Genomic DNA, 19,963 nt, shown 5'->3' on the forward strand with positions numbered 1-19,963 from the left:
ATGTGCTGATTTTAGATGACTTCGGACTTCAATCCCTTGATAAACACGATCGTGAAACACTTATGGATATAATAGATGACCGATACAACCAGAAAACTACAATAGTGTCATCACAAATACCAGTATCCACTTGGTATGACATTATTGGGGAAGGAACAATTGCTGATGCAATACTCGACCGACTGGTAAACTCTTCCCATCGAATCGACTTAAATGGACCGTCATTAAGAAACGATATTTTGAAAGCAGAATAACATTTTTTTTATAATATTGCATGATCTCTCAGACTGGCACAGTCAGACCGAAATGCCTGGCACAGTCAGACCGAAATAGCCAGGCTATAACAGCATAATTTTTACAATTGATTTTTATCGTATTTTTTCTTTACTTTGTTGTAAAGAAAAAAGTGGAGGGATTTGGCTGATTGCAACCACTCAAAAAAAATGCTAAAACGCAGTTTTTTGGCTATTCAATTTCCATTTCCCGTTAAAATTAAGTTCAACTTTTGTGTGTGCCGCTTGTTATGCTTGGTACAGACGCTAATTTCTATGTTTTATGGGATATTTATTCACTTCAGAGTCGGTTTCAGAGGGGCATCCCGATAAAGTGGCCGATCAAATTTCAGATGCACTTTTAGATGAATTTCTACGACAGGATCCAAATTCAAGGGTTGCCTGCGAAACTTTGGTAACTACCGGTTTAGTGGTACTCAGTGGAGAGGTTAAAACCACCGGTTATGTACCGGTTCAGCAAATTGCGCGAAATGTCATTGAGCGAATCGGTTATACTAAAGCAGAGTATATGTTCGATTCCGGTTCATGTGGTGTTATATCTGCCATCCATGAGCAGTCGGAGGACATCAACCGGGGCGTAGATCGCGAAAGCGAAGAGACCCAGGGAGCCGGTGACCAGGGGATGATGTTTGGATATGCCTGTCGGGATACCGAAGAGTTTATGCCATTGCCACTGCATTTGTCGCATCTGTTGTTGCAAGAGTTGGCTGCCATTCGTCGCGAAGGAAAAGAGATGACCTATCTGCGTCCCGACTCCAAATCGCAGGTTACGCTTGAGTATGACGATAACAGCCAGCCCATCAAGGTTCACACCATCGTGGTTTCTACTCAGCACGATGCTTTTGATGAAGACGAAGCCATGCTTAAAAAAATTAAGGAAGATGTGCAAAACATTCTTATTCCAAGGGTCAAAAAAGTTCTAAATTCCAATATTGCCGGACTTTTCGATAACTTCATATTGCATGTAAACCCTACCGGGAAATTTGTAATTGGCGGTCCCCATGGCGATACCGGCCTTACCGGACGGAAAATCATTGTGGATACTTATGGTGGTAAAGGAGCTCACGGGGGAGGTGCATTTTCAGGAAAAGACAGCTCTAAAGTTGACCGTTCAGCTGCTTACGCTGCTCGTCATATTGCAAAAAACATGGTGGCTGCAGGCGTGGCCGATGAGGTGCTTGTTCAGTTGGCTTATGCAATTGGTGTAGCCGATCCCGTTGGTGTGTATGTAAATACTTACGGCACCTCCAATGTAAATCTGTCTGATGGGGAGATCGCCAAAAAAATCGAAAAACTTTTCGATTTGCGTCCCGGAATCATCATACGTCGCCTTGGACTTAAAAACCCTATTTTTGAGCCTACTGCAGCCTATGGCCACATGGGGCGTTCGCCATACAAGCAGAAAGTTAAAGTTTTTGATAACGGAAATGAGACCGAGAAGGAAGTTGAATTCTTTACTTGGGAGAAGCTCGATTATGTTGAAGCCATCCAAAAGGAGTTTGGACTTTAATTGTTAAGCGCAAAATCTCGGAAAACAGATAAAATTTCATTTATTTTACAACCTGATTCCCGTAGTTTATGAAGCACCTTATACTCACGGTGGATTATGAACTGTTTTTTGGTTCTGATCCTGGTACTGTGGAGAACTGTATGATACGCCCTGTCAGGCATCTGATGGAGGTGCTTGACGACTATGGGTATAAGATGACCGTTTTTTGGGATGTTTTGCATTTCTATCGGTTGAAGCAGTTGGAAGATCAGGTTGACTCTCTTCGTCTTGAGCGGGAAATGATAGAAAAGCAAATCCGGCTTTTGATAAAAAATGGGCATGATGTGCAAATGCACATTCATCCCCATTGGCTGGATACCAGGTGGGAAAACAACAGGTGGCATTTTTCATACATGCGGTTCTCCATTCACAAGTTGTGGGACGGTTGGGAACTGAACAACATTGAAACCATACCGGGATGCATCACCATCTGCAAAAATCTGATTGAAGAAATTTGCAAAAAGGAGAATCCAGGATATAAAGTAAGAGCGATAAGAGCAGGTGGGTACAGGATTGAACCATTTGAAAGATTAAAAGAGGCATTGAAACATAACAACATTAGGGTTGATGCATCAGCCGCTTATGGGATGAAGAGTTTTAATCCGGCTTATCCGTTTGATTTTAGGATGATGCCACCGTTTTTACATTACCGTTTTAACACCTCCGTGTTGAAACAGGAGCATGACGGCTTCTTCTGGGAATTTCCAAAGGAGAGCATCAAAGTACCGGTTTATATCCGGATGATGTTTTGGTTTTTGCGCAATATGGTGTATCCGTTTAAAAGTTGTTATGGCGACGGTACACGTCTGCGATTTACCCGAAGGGAACAGTCCGGCCACTGGATTTCAGAGCTTGGCGCCCGTTTTTATCGGCTTACACCCGAAGATATGGATAAGTATCGCTGGTCGTGGCTGGTTAAGAAATCAAGGCGCAACGGGATGGTTGTTCTGCATTCAAAAAACATGGGACCCTTTACAATGGAGATGTTGAAGGACTCTTTGTCCAAAAAGGAGGTTGCTTTTCATTCCCTGGCAGACAGAATTAAGGCATTAAAAGTTTACGACGATTTATGAGTAAAATAGAGATGGTAGATTTGCGGTCGCAGTACCATAAATACAAAGGCGAAATTGACGCAGCGGTTATGCAGGCCATGGACGACTGCCAGTACATCGGTGGTCCGGAGGTTGGGCAGTTTGCCTCCAACCTGGCCGACTATTTATCCGTTGAACACGTCATTCCCTGTGCCAATGGAACCGATGCCTTGCAGTTGGCTCTTATGGCACTTGATTTGAATCCGGGCGACGAGGTCATTACCTCTCCATTTACCTTTGTAGCCACCGCTGAGGTAATCGCTCTTCTCGGTTTAAAACCTGTTTTTGTTGATGTAGAAATTGGCACTTATAATATTGATGTATCAAAAATTGCAGATGCCATTACTGAAAAAACCAAAGTAATTCTCCCTGTGCATCTGTTTGGGCAGGCTGCGTCCATGGAGGCCATCATGAATTTGGCCGATGAGCATGGTTTATACGTGGTGGAAGATATCGCTCAATCATTGGGTGCGGAGGTGTATTTTAAGGGAGATAATCGTCAGGCAGGAACTGTAGGTCACATTGGCTGTACATCCTTTTTCCCTTCAAAGAATTTGGGATGCTTTGGCGATGGTGGCGCATGCTTCACCAATAATGCAGGGTTGGCTGCTAAAATGAAAATGATTTCATCGCATGGGTCACGCAAGCGTTATTTTTATGATATTACAGGCATCAACTCACGCCTTGATACGCTGCAGGCCGCCATACTAAAAGTAAAGCTACCCTATTTAAAGGACTTTATCCGGACACGTCAAAACGTGGCCGGAATTTATGATGCGCTTTTGATGCATCTTAAAGATATATCAGTCCCTGAAAGAGCTGTCGATTCGAGCCATACATTTAATCAATATACCATTAGAGTCAAAAACGGACAGCGGGATGCTCTTAAAACATATCTTCAGGAGAATGGTATTCCATCCAGGATTTATTATCCGCTCTCATTGCATCAACAAAAGGCCTTTGAAGCCTTTTGTCCCGGAATTCTTCTGCCTGTGGCAGAACAACTATGCAAGGAAGTACTATCTTTACCCATTCATACCGAAATGAAAAAAGAAGAAGCCGAACTGGTTGGTAAATCAATTATCGCCTTCTTTGAAAAAACAAAACATAAACCATAAACCCTCAACCCTTAACTTAAAACATAACAAATCAATCACATCAGCATGTCACAAAAAAATGACAACATCATGATTCACGAATCGGCCATTGTGGACGAGGGGTGTGAAGTTGGCTCAGGCAGTAAAATATGGCACTTTTGTCATTTGATTACTGGTTGCAAAATCGGAGAGGGATGCAGCCTTGGTCAGAATGTAATGGTTGCCAAAGGCGTTGTTTTGGGTAATAATGTAAAAGTTCAAAACAATGTTTCGTTGTACGAAGGAGTTGTCTGCGAAGATGATGTTTTTATTGGCCCATCAGCTGTATTTACCAATGTCATCAATCCCAGAAGTGCCATCAGCAGAAAAAATGCCTACAAAAAAACCATCGTTCGAAAAGGAGTGACCATTGGAGCCAATGCAACCATAGTATGCGGTGTAGAAATTGGAGCATTTGCATTTGTCGGAGCAGGAGCTGTGGTTACCAGCAATGTTCAGCCATACAGCCTTGTATTGGGCACACCTGCGCGTCATTCCGGATGGATGAGCGAATATGGTCACCGCCTCAGATTTAAACCCGACGGATTGGCTGAATGTCCCGAAAGTGGAGATATTTATATTTTCTCCGGCGGAAAAGTGGTCAAAATTGTCGCCAAAGACGACACTTCAAGTTAACTTAAAACTTAAAACTCTGAACAATCAACCATAAACTCTCAACTCTCAACTCTCAACTCACAACCATCAACTCAAAATCGCAAAATAGAGAAACGAATGCATAAACCAATAAAATTTGCCGTTATAGGCCTTGGACACATCGGGAAGCGACACGCTGCCATGATAAAAGGAAATCCCAATGCGAGTCTTGTAGCGGTGTGTGATGTATTGGATGCCAATGATACCGGCTTTAATGATCCTGAAACTCCTTACTACAAATCTATTTCAGAGCTGTTGGATAATGAACTTGAAGTAGATGTGGTAAATATCTGTACACCTAACGGATTTCATGCTTCTCAAACTCTGGAAGCATTGGAGGCACGTAAACACGTTGTGGTTGAAAAACCAATGGCTTTGTCTAAGCAAGATGCCGAACAGGTAATTTTTAAGGCACTACAGGTATCGCGACAGGTTTTTACCGTTATGCAGAATCGTTATTCACCACCGGTGAAATGGTTGCGCCAGATTATCCAGGAGGAGCGTTTGGGGAAAATATTCATGGTTCAGATGAACTGTTTTTGGAATAGGGACGATCGTTACTATAAACCCGGGGGATGGCATGGAACTGCCGATTTGGACGGAGGGGTTCTTTTTACCCAGTTCAGCCATTTTATGGATATTATGTATTGGTTGTTTGGTGATATCTGCAACATAAAAGGAAATTTTGGAAATTTTGCGCATCGTCATTCCACCAAGTTCGAAGATGCCGGAAGCGTTGTATTTAAGTTTGTTAACGGCGGTATGGGGAGCATCAACTACTCCACAGCGGTATGGGATCGCAACCTGGAGAGCAGCATCACCATTATTGGCGAAAGAGGAACGGTAAAAATAGCCGGTCAATATATGGATGATGTATCGTGTTGTCACATTCAGGATTATGAAATGCCTGAATTGGAGCCGGTAAATCCGCCCAATGATTATGGTGGATATAAAGGATCTGCATCTAACCACGCAGCCGTAATCGAAAACGTTGTAGAAACCCTCAACGGAAATACCGAAGTGGCCACCAATGCCCTGGAAGGGATGAAGATTGTAGATATTATTGAAAGAATTTATCAGGTTCGAGGTCCGGGTGAAGAGATATAAAGTTGCAGGAACAAAAATCAGGAGAACAAATTCAATAAACCTTTGTGCTGAATTGTTTCATTTCGGCAGCTAAAATTTTTGCTTGTCCAGCGGTCACCTGATCCATTAAGTTCCAGAATCCTGATCCGTGGTTTTTCTCAATGGTATGGCACAGTTCGTGTAAAATTACGTAGTCGATAAGGTGATCCGGGAGTCGCATCAAATGCAGGTTCAGATTGATGTTGTTTACTCCGGAACAGCTTCCCCATCGGCTTTTTAGATTCTTAATAAACAGGTGATTATAGGAGAATTGATGTTTGGCTGCGAAATGATGTACCCGGGCAGGCAATACTCTTTTCGCTTCCATTCGCAAAGCTTCCTCAATACCAAAACGTATGGCTTCCTGAACCGGCTCCGATGTGACGTCTATATGATACGGATACCACACATTTAAAATACCCCGGTTTAGTTTAAGACGTACATCCTCCCTTTGTGCCTTTTCAATTTTAAGGGAAAATGATCTGGTTTTGAAAGTGGTGTTTTCATTAAATATCGTGAAGTTTCCTTCATGTTCAGCCATTTTTTCCATGGATTTTAAAATCCATGGCTTTTTTTCACTCACAAAGGCCATGGCGTTTTTTATGGAATATCCAGGCGGGAAAAGTACCGACACTCCCTGCAATGGCTTTATTCTGATTGATAGCCGCTTGCATCGCCTGTCAGCCTGAAAGCTGACATTTCCAATTTGGTCAAAGTGGATGATGGTTGGCTGAGTCATTTCTTATTTATTTTCAATGCTGCAAAAATAGGTATTTATATAATTGTATTGAGATATTTATATGAATAGGGATTGCTTTTCGAAAGAAAAGCATCATGGTTTTTGCATGTATTTATCTTTTTTATTGCATTGAATTACATCAGCGGTGTTTTACAGCAATTAATAAAACAAAAATTTATAGTTTTTTCTTCAGATAAATCATATCAACAAGTTGTATTCCGTCTTCAAACATTGCATGGTCATAGTTTTCTGTAAAAAAGTTCTTGATAATATGAGACTTTTCAAATCCGCAACGTTCATAAAATGATAATATTTTCGGCGTTTCACCTGTTCCTACAAGCATTGTTTTAAAGTTGTTGCTGTAATAGTCCGAAATAAAACTTATCAGTTTCGTAGCATATCCTTTACCCTGATATTTTTCATATGTTGCGATATTTTTCAATTCGCAGTAATCTTTATCTATTTCTACTACAACACAAACAGTTTTTAAGTCTTCATCGTATAATGCGAACATATCGCCACTTTCCAGATATCTGTCAATCATATCCTCTTGCTCGTCAGCCAATAGCAATAAATCCAGGTATTGCTTTTTATTATGGATAATTTTCTCAATTTTCATTTTAAATATAACTTGATATAAGTCTAAAATATTCATGAAAATAAACAAAAAACTGAATAGTTTTAAAAAAAATGACCAACTACAATGTGCTCCACATGCATGAGAGTATGCAAGATAACATAGTTTTACTGGTTCTGAGTGTTTAAAAAAGCCGGGCAATGAATTGCCCGGCTTTTTCTATCTGGTATCCGCTGTTATTCTAAAAAAACCATCTGTATGAGAAGTTAACGTTTCTTCCAGGCATCACAAAGTTCCGGTCTTCAATGCGTGATAAGTGGTCGCGGTATTTTGTGTCGAAAGCGTTTTCAACCCTGAGAATAAACACATGGTTCCCCATTCTGTTCATTCTGTAGCCGGCTTGAAATCCAACTAGGCTGTAACCATCGGTTTTATCTTCCTCCGGTGCCACTCTGCTTTGGCGATTTACAATCTGGTGACTTGCTCCCAGCCAGGCTCTTCCAAAATCATATTCAATCTGACTTCTTACTCTGAAAGGAGGAATAAATGGCAAATTTTCGTTTGAGGCGTCATCAAAAATACGACGGCCACGAACCAGATCAAGACCTGTTTGCACTGTTAACCCATCAAACAGAGATGCTGCAATTGTGAATTCTCCTCCGTGCAACCTGGCTTTTCCGTCCACATATTCAAATTCGGGATAGCCTGATGCTTCATGAATGACTCCCGTAGGCTGGAATATGATGTAGTTATGGAAATTATTTATAAATGTTGCCAGCTCCATTTCAATGATGCCTCGTTTGTACCGAATGAAGAGGTCACCTCCGTGCCCTATCTCATCATTCAGGTTGGGATTCCCTCTTTCATAAACTCCGGCACCCAGATGCATTCCATCTGCATAAAGCTCTTCTACCATTGGGTTTCGGTGCGATCGGGCCAGCTGTGCTCCAATCTCCATTCCCGTTACAGGACGTGCATTTAAGCCAATTGAACCGGAATAGTTAAGTCTGTTTCGGGTTAAATCAATGTTATCAAAAATCTCATTGCTTAATGCTTTTGAGTTCATGAAATCAAGACGCAGACCAAATTGCAAACGCAGTATGTTTGTCATGGGTACCTCCTGAAAAGTAAAGGCAGCCACGGTAAATCTCCTTTCACCGGGAGTGTATGCTTCATCCCCACCCACATCAAGATTTTGCCCGGTCACACTTAATCCCATGGCTCCGCGAGCCAAAATACCAACGGGTTTGTGTTGCAGGGTTAATGTTGAGCTAAAGGCATATTGATCGTACTCTAGTTCAACATCTTCATCAATGCTTCCGTCCTCTTCAATTTCAATTTCAACTTCCTGCTGGAAAAAATGTGATGCATTGAATCGGATTTGGGCCTGATCAAAGAATCTTCCCTGTAGATTTTTTCCGAATCTTCCCTGAAATGACATCCGTCGTGCTCTGATTTCAACACTCTCATCGGGATCGTCGATGCTTTCGGGGATTTCAAAAGTTTGGTCGGAGATGGAGAAGCTCAACCCTCCGGTTAGTCCGTTTCCATTTTTCCCGTTAACGCCCCATCCCATTGCAGCATCGTAGTTTTGCATGGATGTTCCCGGTAGTTTTCCTTCTGGTGTTGTGATGTCGCCGGCCTTTCGCATGGAAGCACGTGCTGTGAAAGCATTTTTTTCTCCACCATAAGTCATTCTTCCAAATCCAGCCCCCATGTTGTTCATGGTGGCTGTTTGACCGGAAACAACCCCTGTTAAACCGGGATCCCATTGGTCCGGGATGTCGGTGGTCATTAGGTTGATGACACCTCCCAAAGCACTTGAACCATATAGCAAACTGGCCGGGCCTCTGATTACTTCCACCCTGGTGGCGGCCAATGGATCCAGCGAAATAGCGTGGTCTGCCGATGTCTCAGAAATATCTCCCATTCTTTCGCCATTTTCCAAGACAAGAATTCTGTCTCCATCCATTCCTCGAATAACCGGTCGTGCCGGAGCAGAACCAAAGCTGCGCATGCTGACTCCCGGTTGGCCGTTGAGCATTTCTCCAAATGAAGGTTCACTTCTGCGTTGGATTTGCTCTCCCATGAAAACCGCATCGGGCTGATATCTAAATCCGCTCGCAGTGGGAGAGGCAGTCAGGGTGACTTCAGCCAGGTTGATGCTGGTTGATTTGAGTTCAATATCTACTTCTTTTGTGGTATTAGCTGTGGCAACAATTTCAACTTCATTCATGGCATATCCCATGCTGTGAACTTGTAATACGTGTCTGCCTTCCGGAAGATTGGTTAATAAGTAGTGTCCGCTCACATCTGTTATGGTACCAATGCGGGTACCTTTTACCACAATATTTACAAAAGGAAGGTGCTCTTTTGTGTCTGCATCAACTACATGTCCGAAAATATTGGCGTCTGTTCTGGGTCTTTGGCTATTCGGGATATTGGTCGCATGAGACGGTATAAGTCCAGTAAACAGAATAATAAGAATGATATAGAATTTGTATTGGATTTTCATTAGATTAAAAGTTTAAAATCATACTCAGCTATAGATAGCCTATGCCGGAGCTGATTTGGTTTTATATTTGAACCTGTATGTTTGTCCTGCAGGTGTAGATTTTAATATTTTGACTCTGTTTGCTCACAATGCATTTTGGCGTTCTGCTGATGTGTTTTTGTACACATCGATACAACGTCGCCGACAGAACACATAAGAAGAGTTCTTATGTCTGGTTTGCACTATAGATTTTGCACTATGAGGTTTCTACGGTATCGAACTGAAGAGCTCTTCGTAATACAAAATAAAAAGGAACATTAAGGTATCGGTTTTATGCTTTTTCAAAATTTGCATAAAACGGATTGGTCATTTTGTATAGTCTTTTCTGAATTTAAATATAAAAAAGGGCAAAGTTCTAACCGATTAGTGTCGGAGAGAATGAGGGAGGGCCTCGCATGTGATTGGTGATGCTATACCCTTTGTTGAATATGAAAAGAGATTTATAGCTGCGTAAGCGGCTATATAAGAGCTGATAAACCAATGAAAGTGCAAGCAAGAACAACAGCAGTGTAGCGGTAATGCTAAGCATCGCCAAAAGAAAGAATTCAGCATTGCTGTGGTGATGGTTTTGCCATGGGGTTCCCGGAAGCGTGTTGCTGTTGTAGGGGTGAGCATGTTTAATCACCATTCCGTTGTCCGTAAGGTGATAGTGCCAGTTGGTCAGATGGTTATAATATAGCCACAGTACCATTGGCAGAGCCAAAAGAACGAAGAATGTCTTTATTTTACGGCTGTTATTCATTATACACCTTACATTTTACAATACAAAAGTAGCAAAAAGTTGAAGATACTCTATCCTGTCAGCGTTTTTAAGCTTTTTTAAAGGTTTCACAGGTTGTTTAGAATGAGAAGTTACTGATGAAAAACTCAGGTGTAAAAGTCAGGTATATGCCATATCCATAATCAAAGTGAGATATGGGCAAGTCGTAATAGGCTTCAACCAAAAAGGAGAAATTGACATTTCTGGAGAATTTCCTATGCCAGCTGTATTTGGCAGTAACCAGTTGGCGATTTTTTACAATCTCCATGGGATCGATAAATGAAACCGACTGGTAAATGGGATTTCCTCTTGGCGCGATGAAATTATTTGCATCCCAATATCCCAGCATCAGGGTGCTCTCATTGGTGCCGGCGGTAACGCCGGCATAAATACCCTGACCGCTGTATATTTCATGAATATTTACCTCCCGAAGATCTTTGTATAAGATGTAATGGCCAAACCAACCAATGTTTGAAATTCGGCCATCAAGAGCATGACGTGATTCCAAACCGGCTGAAATATTTACCAATGATTCACTTGGCGTGTCAAAATCGCTGATTTGTCCCCCTTCGTGCATCACAATACCTTGAATGGGCATGGTAAGATCCCAGCCAGATTCATTATTCACAAGTTTTTGCCTAAAGTTCAGACCTACGGTAAATATTTCAGGAATGGTGTCTCCGGTTCGGATGAATTGTTCCCAGTTAAGCCACACATCTGCTTTGGTGCTTCCCTTGTCATATAAAAACTGAATTCCATTTTCAACCGGGTTAAAAACTGCCCTTTCGTTTAAATAAAGAGCGTCAAGCATACTGTGATGCCGGTGACCATTAAGGGTTCCCATTACCAGCTGCAGATTGTCGTTAAATTTCAGCCTTGCCGACAAAATTGCGCGGAAATCCAGTTCCTCGTTTTTTCCGTAATATTTCCTGATATTAACACCGCCTTCCAGCCTGATGTGGTCACCTGCGTAGGCCACAATCGTTGGCTGAATGATGTGCCCCGGGAGGGTATATCCCTCAACGATGGGACCAAAAAATTCGTTGTTTATAAGGAAATGATGTGAATCAAAATTGAGAAAAATCTGATTTTTTTTTTGCTCATGAAGGTTGTTTTCGGAGATGTAGTACCATGGTTCGCTTTGTGCAGAAATAACGTTTGGAATAAGGATAACGGATACGAAAATGCTTGTTTTTAATAAGAAATTCATAATTAACTAGTTTGGTTTTGTCAATTGTAGATCCCTGATTTTTTCCAACACATACGTGTTGGAATTTACAAATGTTTTATTTTTTGCAACAACTTCCAACTCAGGATCACTTAAAATCAACATGCAACAAGTGCTGATGCTCCGTGACGAGTTTTTTTGAAGTATCGGGAATAGCTAAAAAGCAAATTTAGGGCGGTAATATAAGGCTGATGTTGATTTTTCTGACGGTTGAAAAGATTTAAAGCTATTGGTAAAGAGCGGTGGTGTGGACTTAGGCTTCTCTACATGTCATTTGAGCGTTGTCTCAAAAAACTTTCGGATGAAAGTGATTTATGTTTATGCTTTTTTGGATTTTAAGTTTAAATGTGATTATATTTGCACACCGATTACGGGGGCATAGCTCAGTTGGCTAGAGCGTTTGACTGGCAGTCAAGAGGTCAGGGGTTCGACTCCCCTTGTCTCCACAAAAATAGGTCGAGTTGTAAATCCCTTAGGATTTACAACTTTTTTTTTCAACAATAATTTCCATCATATCAGAAATCAATGTTGAATTTTTAGGTTTTCTTAACGTCAAATATCTTCTATCTTTTTCACCTTTCTATCCTTAATGGTGTAATTTTGTATTTTTATAAAATAGTAAATTTATACTTATATATTAATGACAGACAACTCCGGCAAAATTCTTAAAAGCATCCATCCAGCCCGCATAGTACTTCCCATACTAATTGGAATTGGTGTAACCGGATATATGCTTTACAGGGAATACCAACCCGGTAGTTTTTCACTGTTGAGTTTTACTTTCCAATCTCTTTTTTGGCTGATGCTTGCTTTTGTTATGATGTGCATCAGGGACTTGGGCTATATGGTCAGACTCCGCATTTTAACAAATAAGGAGTTGTCATGGAGAAAGAGTTTCAATATTGTCATGTTGTGGGAATTCACTTCGGCTATTACTCCTTCGGCAATTGGTGGAACAAGCGTAGCTATATTTTTCATTAATAAAGAGGGTGTAAAGCTGGGGCGCAGCACAGCTGTTGTAATGGTTACATCCTTTCTCGATGAACTGTATTTTATCCTGACCTTCCCCATTCTGTTGCTTTTAATTGGACGTACCGATATTTTTGCCCTGAGTGCAGATGATGTTGCAGTAGAATGGTATAGGAATCAGTTTTTTATTTTTGCCATTGTAGGTTATTCACTTAAGCTTCTTTATACACTTATTATATCGTACGGACTGTTTTTTAACCCCCGAGGGTTAAAATGGGTGTTACTTTGGATTTTTAAACTCCCCATCATCAGGAAATGGCGCCCGCAGGCCAATGAGTCAGGAACCGACTTAATCAAAACGTCTGAAGAATTTAGAAGATGGCCATTTAAAAAATGGCTACAGGCGTTTATTGCTACCTTCTTTAGTTGGACAGCTCGTTATTGGGTCGTTAATGCTTTAATTCTTACTTTTTTTGGAATGCATTGGCTCAGTTGGGACGAACATCTGCTTGTGTTTGGAAAGCAATTGGTGATGTGGATTATGATGCTGGTAAGCCCGACTCCCGGAGGGAGTGGTTTTGCTGAGTATGTTTTCCGTGAATTTCTTGCAATATTTATTCCTCTTGGAACCGGGGTTGCCATGGCATTCTTCTGGCGACTCATAAGTTACTATCCTTATCTTTTTATTGGTGCATTTGTAATTCCTAAATGGGTTAAAAAGCATTTTGTAGCCCGGAAGTAGTGTTTTTTTGACAAATGCCGTAAATCCTGTGACTAAAAACAGGAAAATGAGTAATTGGTTTCTTAATTTGCATCATACTATTGTTCACTTCGTTACGTTATTAGTATATCTCATGGAATTGTCCGCAGGTATAAGAAGTGTTTGTTTATGATGTAATTGATAGATTATGAGAGAATTACTTCTGATTTTTTGTGTCTTGTGGATAAAGGCTTGCAGCATGCCAAACGGTGAACCGGATGCTGATAAGGGTATTCCGGAACTTGTCATTTATGTAGAAAATGGGATGGTTCCGGCTATGGTTGATTTGGTTGAGATTTTTGAATCTCAATATCAGACCCGGGTAAGAATTCAAAACGGTGACGCTTTTACGCTTGCTGGAATGGTTAATAGATGGGAAGAGGGAGATTTGTTTATCCCCGATAGCCATAGAGGGTTACAAATTTTACATGAAAAAAAGTTGGATGCAATATTAGACTCCCTTTTTCTTGGGTATAATCAGTTGGCGTTTTATGTGAGCAAAGGTAACCCCTCCGATTTTGAAGGAACACTAAATTGCTTGTCAAATAACAGGCATATGGTGATTCTTGCTAACCCGGAAACCAGTTCTCTGGGTTATGTCACACGTCAATTACTAATGAATCACAATCTCTTTCAAAACGTTTCAGGAAATATTTTGGCACTTGCTATTGACAACAGACGTTTAACCAGTGCTGTAATTAATGGAGATGCTTCTGTTACAATCGACTGGGTTTCGAGTTATTACAGGAATAGCACGAAGGTGTATGCCGATACCATACATATTAACGGAACCACTCCGGGACATGAAATATATGCAGCTGTTTTATCAACGACAAATAATGCACCTTTAGCCTATGCTTTTTTGGCATTGTTGAGTTCCGAGAAAGGTCTGGGCGTGCTTGGTTATTATGGTATCAATAAGCAAAGAAGAATTAATATAGCTGATGGTGCATTTTTCGAATAATCCCTCATTTAATTGTAATTCACAGTGTATTAGTCCCAACACAGTTTAATTTCTATATCTTTTTAAATAATGATCGAGAACAATCAAATATTATCCTGGATAAAAAAAAGGGTTTTGAAACGCATACGACTCCCGGAATTTTTAAATTTTCGGGAACCTGTGATAAAAAAGCTCTTTCTTTTAATGGGACTCTTTATTTTGACTGTGTTTGTGATCATTTTTATTGAGAACTATTTCGATCAGAATTATACGCTAAGATATCATCAAACCATCAGAAATCAAGAACAAAAACAAAAGCTTGAATTCGTGCTTAAAGAGCAGCTCCTGAATATCCAGTTGCTTTTTAACAGCTATTCATCTGTTCGTCATCCCCAGCAACTGGCCAATACACATATTGAGATCAGAGAAAAAATTAATAATTGCATTAATGTGCTTAATATACTCGATCAAGGGGGGCGGTTTCAATACAGAAACAGGGTAAATCTTACCTCTTCTGACGAAATTATAGAGATCATTTCTTACGATAGAGATCAGTATACCGGAACCATTCCTGAAGTGCGAGAATTGTATGCTCCAATTCAGGATTTACAATCTTTGTCGGCAAGAATTGCAGCAACAATGAGAGGATATTTGGAGGCAAATGCAGCTCAGGCTCCCGCTATTTTTGAAACAGCTAATTTTTACCTGAAACAGGCCGAGAGTGTTTTTGATCGAATATATGAAACAGAAAGAAAAATTGCATATGACATTCAAAGCAATGTCGTTTCCGTTAACAATACAAGCATTAATGTGCTGAACCGTTACAATCGGTTAAAGTATCTCGGATTGATTTTGTTTTCAATTGTTACAGGTTTAGTAACCTATCTCATAATTGTTCAGATATCCCGAATAATCCTAGTCAGAAAAAAGGCAGAAGCCAATAATGCCAAGTTATTGATGGCGGTGGAACAGAGTCCTGTCGCCATCATGATTACCAATACCAGAGGAATCACTGAATACGTGAATCATTCGTTTGTGAATAAAACCGGCTATACCAAAAAGGAGATCATTGGCTCTCGACCATATTTTTTTAGCAATAATGGGATTTATGATTTTTCTGAAATCGTTATGGCGACTATTCAGGTTGGTAATAAGTGGTCAGGAGAAATTGAAACCAAGGATAAAGCTGGAAAAACCTACTGGGAAAAGGTGCAGATTTCTCCAGTTTTAAACGATGAAAACACCATCAGTAACTTCATTATCATCAGGGAGGATATTACCGAGAAACGATTGCTCACACAATCGTTGAATGAATCAATCGAAAATCTTAAAAGCATCACCGACAACCTACCTGTGGGAGTAATGCTTGTGGATGCCAATCATAAAATCATAGAGGTAAACCAGACGGCATCAAAAATAATGGGCTTCAACACGGTGGAGGAGACCATCAATTTTGTCAACTCAAGAGATTATCATCAGTTATTTGAGGTGGTGCATCAGAACAGTTACAATGATTTTAACTCGGGAGTTGAAGTGATCGCTCTGGAGGAGCGTCTCACCATAAAGGAGAATAATATTTCAAGGATTATTCTTAAAAATATTATCCCGATTAAGAATAATAACCAGACAGTCAAGTTGGAAGCTTTTATGGACATTACTGCTCAAAAGGAGATCCAGCAAAGGGAGGCTGAGGCGAACAAGGCCAAATCGGAATTTCTGGCCAATATGAGTCATGAGATTAGAACGCCCATGAATGGGATTGTCGGTGCTGCTGAGTTGCTTGTCCGCACACGGCTTACGCAAGAGCAATACAATATTTTGTCCGTTATTTCACGTTCGTGTGATAATTTGATTACAATTATCAACGACATTCTGGACTTTTCAAAAATCGAAGCCCGGAAAATGACCATTGAAACCAATCCGTTTGATATCAGAAAATCCATTGATTATTTAATGGATCAGATATCCTTTAAAAGCAATGAAAAGCGATTGGATGTAATGGCAAGTGTTGATGGAAATGTTCCGGTCATTGTTAAAGGAGATGAAGGCCGATTGTTACAGGTATTGATGAATCTTTTAGGCAATGCTGTAAAATTCACGGATAAGGGAGAGGTTGTTTTACGTGTTGATACAGAATCCCGGAAGGGTAAAGAGGTCATTCTGCATTTCTCCATTGAGGATACGGGAATTGGGATTCCTCCCGGGAAAATAGAAAAGATTTTTGAATCATTTACACAGGCCGACGGTTCTACTACCAGGCAATATGGCGGAACCGGTTTAGGTACCAGCATCTCAAAGATGCTGGTTGAATTAATGGGTGGAAAAATTTGGGTTGAAAGCCCAAATCCGGCGGTTAAGGACAATGCGGAGTTTCCCGGTTCGGTATTTCATTTTACACTCCCTTTTCTCATTGAAAAAGGAGGAAAGCAGGAGGATATTTACCGGAATCGTTTCGCAGGTTTGTCGGTAGCATTGGTTGATAATCATCCTGTAGGGCAGCTTTTGCTTAAGAAGATGCTTCAAACTTGGGGGGTAGAGGTTCTTGTGGCAGATAACCACAAAAGTCTCATCGAGTTGCTTAAAGATAATCCCGGCCTTGATCTGATCATCGCAGATAGCCATATTGCAGAAGTGAATAAAAGAGACTTTGTTTCCGATGTCAGAGCATTGCATCAAGACATCAGGTTGATTTTGTTGATGCCTGAAAATCATTCCATATCGGCCATAACACACAGAGGATTCAACCGGATTGTTTACAAGCCGGTTAAACATTCATCACTTTTTTCAACCATTTATGATCTTTTTAATCCCGGTAAAAATGGTGAATCATCTCCTGCAATAGCTGATGCCGATGAAGACGATGCGCAAGAAGAAAGGAAAAAGGTTTTACTGGTTGAAGATAATCTGATTAATCAAAAAATTGCCGAAAAGATGTTGAGCCGTTTAAAGTTTGATGTCATCATTTCAAGAAATGGTCAGGAAGCTGTTGATATACTCGAAAAGGATGCCACAAGCGTGGATCTGGTTTTAATGGATATTCAAATGCCGGTAATGAATGGTCTGGACGCAACAAGAGCCATCCGAGCCAGAGACATTTTTATCCCAATCATTGCCATGACTGCCAATGTATTGAAAGGAGACCGAGAGATTTGCATTGAAGCCGGGATGAACGATTACATCGGAAAACCGGTGAAAATTGATCTTCTTGAAAAGATGTTGAATCAATGGATTGATAAGCCGTTATTAAAGAAATAGCTGTGCCGATATGGTCACAACTATCAATAGTAAAAATATCATCTCTTTCATCCGGTTCTTACGCATTTTATCCAACCAAAACGCCATGGTTACTGCCGATCCGGCAGCTGCCAGTGGAATCATCTCCATGGAGAAGAAAGGTGTTAAAACTGTTGCTCCTGTTAGCAGTAAAATCCAAACGAACACCCTCAGATACCGCCTGACAATCACTTTTTGCATTGGCATATAGCTGAATGTGGCAATGATTGATAGTCCAAGGAATATAATGATGACGGACATATACATTTGAGAGAAAATGTTATGGTTGTATTGCCCGGGATTGGTAATCAGGTTCTCTTTTAGGAGCAAAAGAAACTCAATGCTTTTATCGTGCAGAAAAAACCAAGTAATACTTATTGCAAATGGGAATAAAACTCCCAAAATAGCTGCAACAATGGATCTGAATGAAGCCAGTCTTAAAATCCCCATTGTAATAATTAGGATTGGGAAAAAGAACAGCCCCTTAGCATAAAACAAACTTCCTATTCCGGCTAAAAATCCGGCATCAAAACAAATCGCCATGGGTTTTCTGCTTCCCGTTCCGGAAAAAAGACGTTCAATACCCAGTGCCAGAAAAAGGACAAAAAACCAGACTGGATTTAATCTCTGAACACTTAAGAAAACTGATGTAAATAAACCATATAGCAGCAGAGGTAGCATGCTCTGCTTCGATAAAAGGCCATATTGCGATACCATTCTGCTTAACGACCATCCTATTAACAGCGCTAGTAAGAAGGTGGTTAAGCCGGAGGTAAACTGAGATTGTCCCAAATAAGGATATATGATGCTGTCCCATAAAGGCATGGAAGGGTTGTCTAACGCTGTTATGTGCACCATGTCAGTGAAAAAGAAACGCATCCAAAACCCCAGTATCATGAGTGGGATAAGAACAAATGCCGGGATGGAATTATTATGAAATGTTCTTAAAAGCATATCTTGTTCTTAACTTGCGTAATGGTTAATTCTTCATTAGTTAAAACCCTTCCTGCCGCTAATTTCCTTGAAAGCTATAAATCGAACCCTATGTCTTTACGGAAATACTTTCCTTCAAAAATGATTTTATCAGCATTTTTCAGAGATGTTTTTCTTGCTTCGTTCATTCCTGGCGCCAGAGATGTAACAGCAAAAACCCGGCCTCCGTTTGTTAAAACATCTTTCTGTTCCAGAGCTGTGCCGGCATGGTATACCAGGCTTCCGTCTACTTGATCCAGGCCTGAAACTTTAATACCCTTTTTATAATCTCCGGGGTATCCTCCGGAGACAAGCACTACCGTCACTGCAAACCGGGGATCCATTTGGGTTTTGTGCTCGTTAAGGGTTCCGTTTAAAGTGGCCTGTAGTAACTCAACGAGGTCGTTTTTTAAGCGGGGTAACACGGCTTCTGTTTCCGGATCGCCCATGCGCACATTGTATTCAATCACATAAGGTTCATCGTTGACTTTGATCAGTCCAAAAAAGATGAAACCTTTATAGTCGATTCCTTCTTTGTTTATTCCATTAACGGTTGGACGTACAATGCGATCTTCAATTTTTTTCATGAAATCGGCATTGGCAAAACTGACCGGAGAAACTGCTCCCATGCCACCTGTGTTAAGGCCGCTGTCGTTTTCCCCGATTCGCTTGTAGTCTTTAGCCTCAGGAAGAATGAAATAGTCTTTTCCATCGGTTAAAACAAAAACCGAGAGTTCTATGCCGCTGAGAAACTCTTCAATGACAACGGTTTTTCCGGCTGCTCCAAATTTGCCGCCAAGCATTCTGTCAAGTTCCGAGCAGGCTTCATCATAATCATCAATTATGAGAACCCCTTTTCCGGCAGCAAGTCCGTCTGCCTTTAATACGTACGGAGGCTTTAACTCTTTCATGAAAAGTTTGCCTTCCTCCCTTATTTTGTCATTAACTGCCAAATAACGTGCTGTTGGGATATTATGCCTGAGCATAAATTGCTTGGCGTAATCTTTACTTCCCTCCAATTGAGCGCCTATTTTTGAGGGGCCTATTATGCCTATCTCTTTCAGGTCATTATCCTGACGGAAAAAATCGGTAATCCCATTAACCAATGGTTCCTCAGGTCCGGTAATAACGAGTTTAATATTGTTCTCAAGAACTACTTTTTTAATCCCTGCAAAATCGTTAACCCCAACCGGCACATTGGTTCCCAATTCTGCTGTGCCTGCGTTCCCGGGCGTGAAGACAATTTTATCGCACAGCGGACTTTGTTTGATTTTCCAACCCAATGCGTGTTCTCTGCCGCCTGATCCTATAATTAAGATGTTCATTATTTCTATGTTTTG

16 protein-coding genes and 1 tRNA gene are annotated in these 19,963 nt (G+C 40.8%); 10 read left to right on the forward strand and 7 right to left on the reverse strand.

The annotated features are described in order from the left end of the window. The 6 genes from B5X70_RS14615 to B5X70_RS14640 all read left to right on the forward strand — a co-directional run. Positions 1–254 (forward strand): ATP-binding protein (locus tag B5X70_RS14615; protein WP_159450012.1); only part of this gene is annotated, 254 nt, incomplete at its 5' end. A gap of 301 nt (positions 255–555) precedes the next feature. Then, positions 556–1,803: a methionine adenosyltransferase gene (metK, locus tag B5X70_RS14620; RefSeq protein ID WP_079558652.1), complete on the forward strand. Its 1,248-nt coding sequence runs from the start codon at positions 556–558 to the stop codon at positions 1,801–1,803. A 68-nt stretch (positions 1,804–1,871) separates the two neighbouring features. Continuing rightward, entirely contained in the window at positions 1,872–2,915 is a 1,044-nt protein-coding gene (locus B5X70_RS14625) for a polysaccharide deacetylase family protein (protein WP_079558653.1), read from the forward strand. After that, positions 2,912–4,051, forward strand: coding sequence for a DegT/DnrJ/EryC1/StrS family aminotransferase (locus B5X70_RS14630; protein WP_079558654.1), 1,140 nt, complete (start codon positions 2,912–2,914; stop codon positions 4,049–4,051). The genes B5X70_RS14625 and B5X70_RS14630 overlap by 4 nt, the downstream gene beginning before the upstream one ends. A gap of 45 nt (positions 4,052–4,096) precedes the next feature. Continuing rightward, positions 4,097–4,705: an acyltransferase gene (locus B5X70_RS14635; protein ID WP_198314246.1), complete on the forward strand. Its 609-nt coding sequence runs from the start codon at positions 4,097–4,099 to the stop codon at positions 4,703–4,705. 96 nt (positions 4,706–4,801) lie between these two features. Beyond that, a complete protein-coding gene (locus B5X70_RS14640; protein WP_079558656.1) occupies positions 4,802–5,830 on the forward strand; it encodes a Gfo/Idh/MocA family protein in 1,029 nt (342 codons plus the stop codon). A 31-nt stretch (positions 5,831–5,861) separates the two neighbouring features. On the opposite strand, the gene B5X70_RS14645 is transcribed toward B5X70_RS14640, so the two are convergent. The 5 genes from B5X70_RS14645 to B5X70_RS14665 form a co-directional block, all read right to left on the reverse strand. Further along, a complete protein-coding gene (locus tag B5X70_RS14645) occupies positions 5,862–6,587 on the reverse strand; it encodes a M48 family metallopeptidase (RefSeq protein ID WP_079558657.1) in 726 nt (241 codons plus the stop codon). Positions 6,588–6,762: 175 nt separating this feature from the next. Beyond that, entirely contained in the window at positions 6,763–7,206 is a 444-nt protein-coding gene (locus B5X70_RS14650; protein ID WP_079558729.1) for a GNAT family N-acetyltransferase, read from the reverse strand. A gap of 199 nt (positions 7,207–7,405) precedes the next feature. After that, on the reverse strand, positions 7,406–9,679 hold the full coding sequence (locus tag B5X70_RS14655) for a TonB-dependent receptor (RefSeq protein ID WP_079558658.1): 2,274 nt from the start codon (positions 9,677–9,679) through the stop codon (positions 7,406–7,408). Positions 9,680–10,073: 394 nt separating this feature from the next. Continuing rightward, positions 10,074–10,460, reverse strand: coding sequence for a hypothetical protein (locus tag B5X70_RS14660; protein WP_079558659.1), 387 nt, complete (start codon positions 10,458–10,460; stop codon positions 10,074–10,076). A 97-nt stretch (positions 10,461–10,557) separates the two neighbouring features. Continuing rightward, positions 10,558–11,688, reverse strand: coding sequence for a hypothetical protein (locus B5X70_RS14665; RefSeq protein WP_079558660.1), 1,131 nt, complete (start codon positions 11,686–11,688; stop codon positions 10,558–10,560). Positions 11,689–12,078: 390 nt separating this feature from the next. On the opposite strand from B5X70_RS14665, the gene B5X70_RS14670 reads away from it, so the two are divergent. From B5X70_RS14670 to B5X70_RS14685, 4 genes are all read left to right on the forward strand, one after another. Then, a tRNA-Ala gene (locus B5X70_RS14670) sits at positions 12,079–12,152 on the forward strand. 194 nt (positions 12,153–12,346) lie between these two features. Further along, positions 12,347–13,417, forward strand: a complete 1,071-nt coding sequence (locus B5X70_RS14675) for a lysylphosphatidylglycerol synthase transmembrane domain-containing protein (protein ID WP_079558661.1) — start codon at positions 12,347–12,349, stop codon at positions 13,415–13,417. 166 nt (positions 13,418–13,583) lie between these two features. Beyond that, entirely contained in the window at positions 13,584–14,399 is an 816-nt protein-coding gene (locus B5X70_RS14680; protein WP_079558662.1) for a substrate-binding domain-containing protein, read from the forward strand. 183 nt (positions 14,400–14,582) lie between these two features. Then, the gene (locus B5X70_RS14685) at positions 14,583–17,633 is read left to right on the forward strand and encodes a response regulator (RefSeq protein ID WP_159450013.1); all 3,051 of its coding nucleotides are present in this window, start codon (positions 14,583–14,585) and stop codon (positions 17,631–17,633) included. Here B5X70_RS14685 and B5X70_RS14690 read toward each other — a convergent pair. Both B5X70_RS14690 and purD read right to left on the reverse strand, forming a co-directional pair. Continuing rightward, the gene (locus B5X70_RS14690; RefSeq protein ID WP_079558664.1) at positions 17,622–18,605 is read right to left on the reverse strand and encodes a DUF6427 family protein; all 984 of its coding nucleotides are present in this window, start codon (positions 18,603–18,605) and stop codon (positions 17,622–17,624) included. The genes B5X70_RS14685 and B5X70_RS14690 overlap by 12 nt on opposite strands. A 74-nt stretch (positions 18,606–18,679) precedes the next feature. Then, positions 18,680–19,948 (reverse strand): phosphoribosylamine--glycine ligase, encoded by a 1,269-nt coding sequence (purD, locus tag B5X70_RS14695; RefSeq protein ID WP_079558665.1) that lies wholly within the window; start codon positions 19,946–19,948, stop codon positions 18,680–18,682. Positions 19,949–19,963 lie beyond the last annotated feature (15 nt).

This window comes from Alkalitalea saponilacus, assembly GCF_900168165.1.
Taxonomy (GTDB): Bacteria; Bacteroidota; Bacteroidia; order Bacteroidales; family Marinilabiliaceae; genus Natronoflexus; species Natronoflexus saponilacus.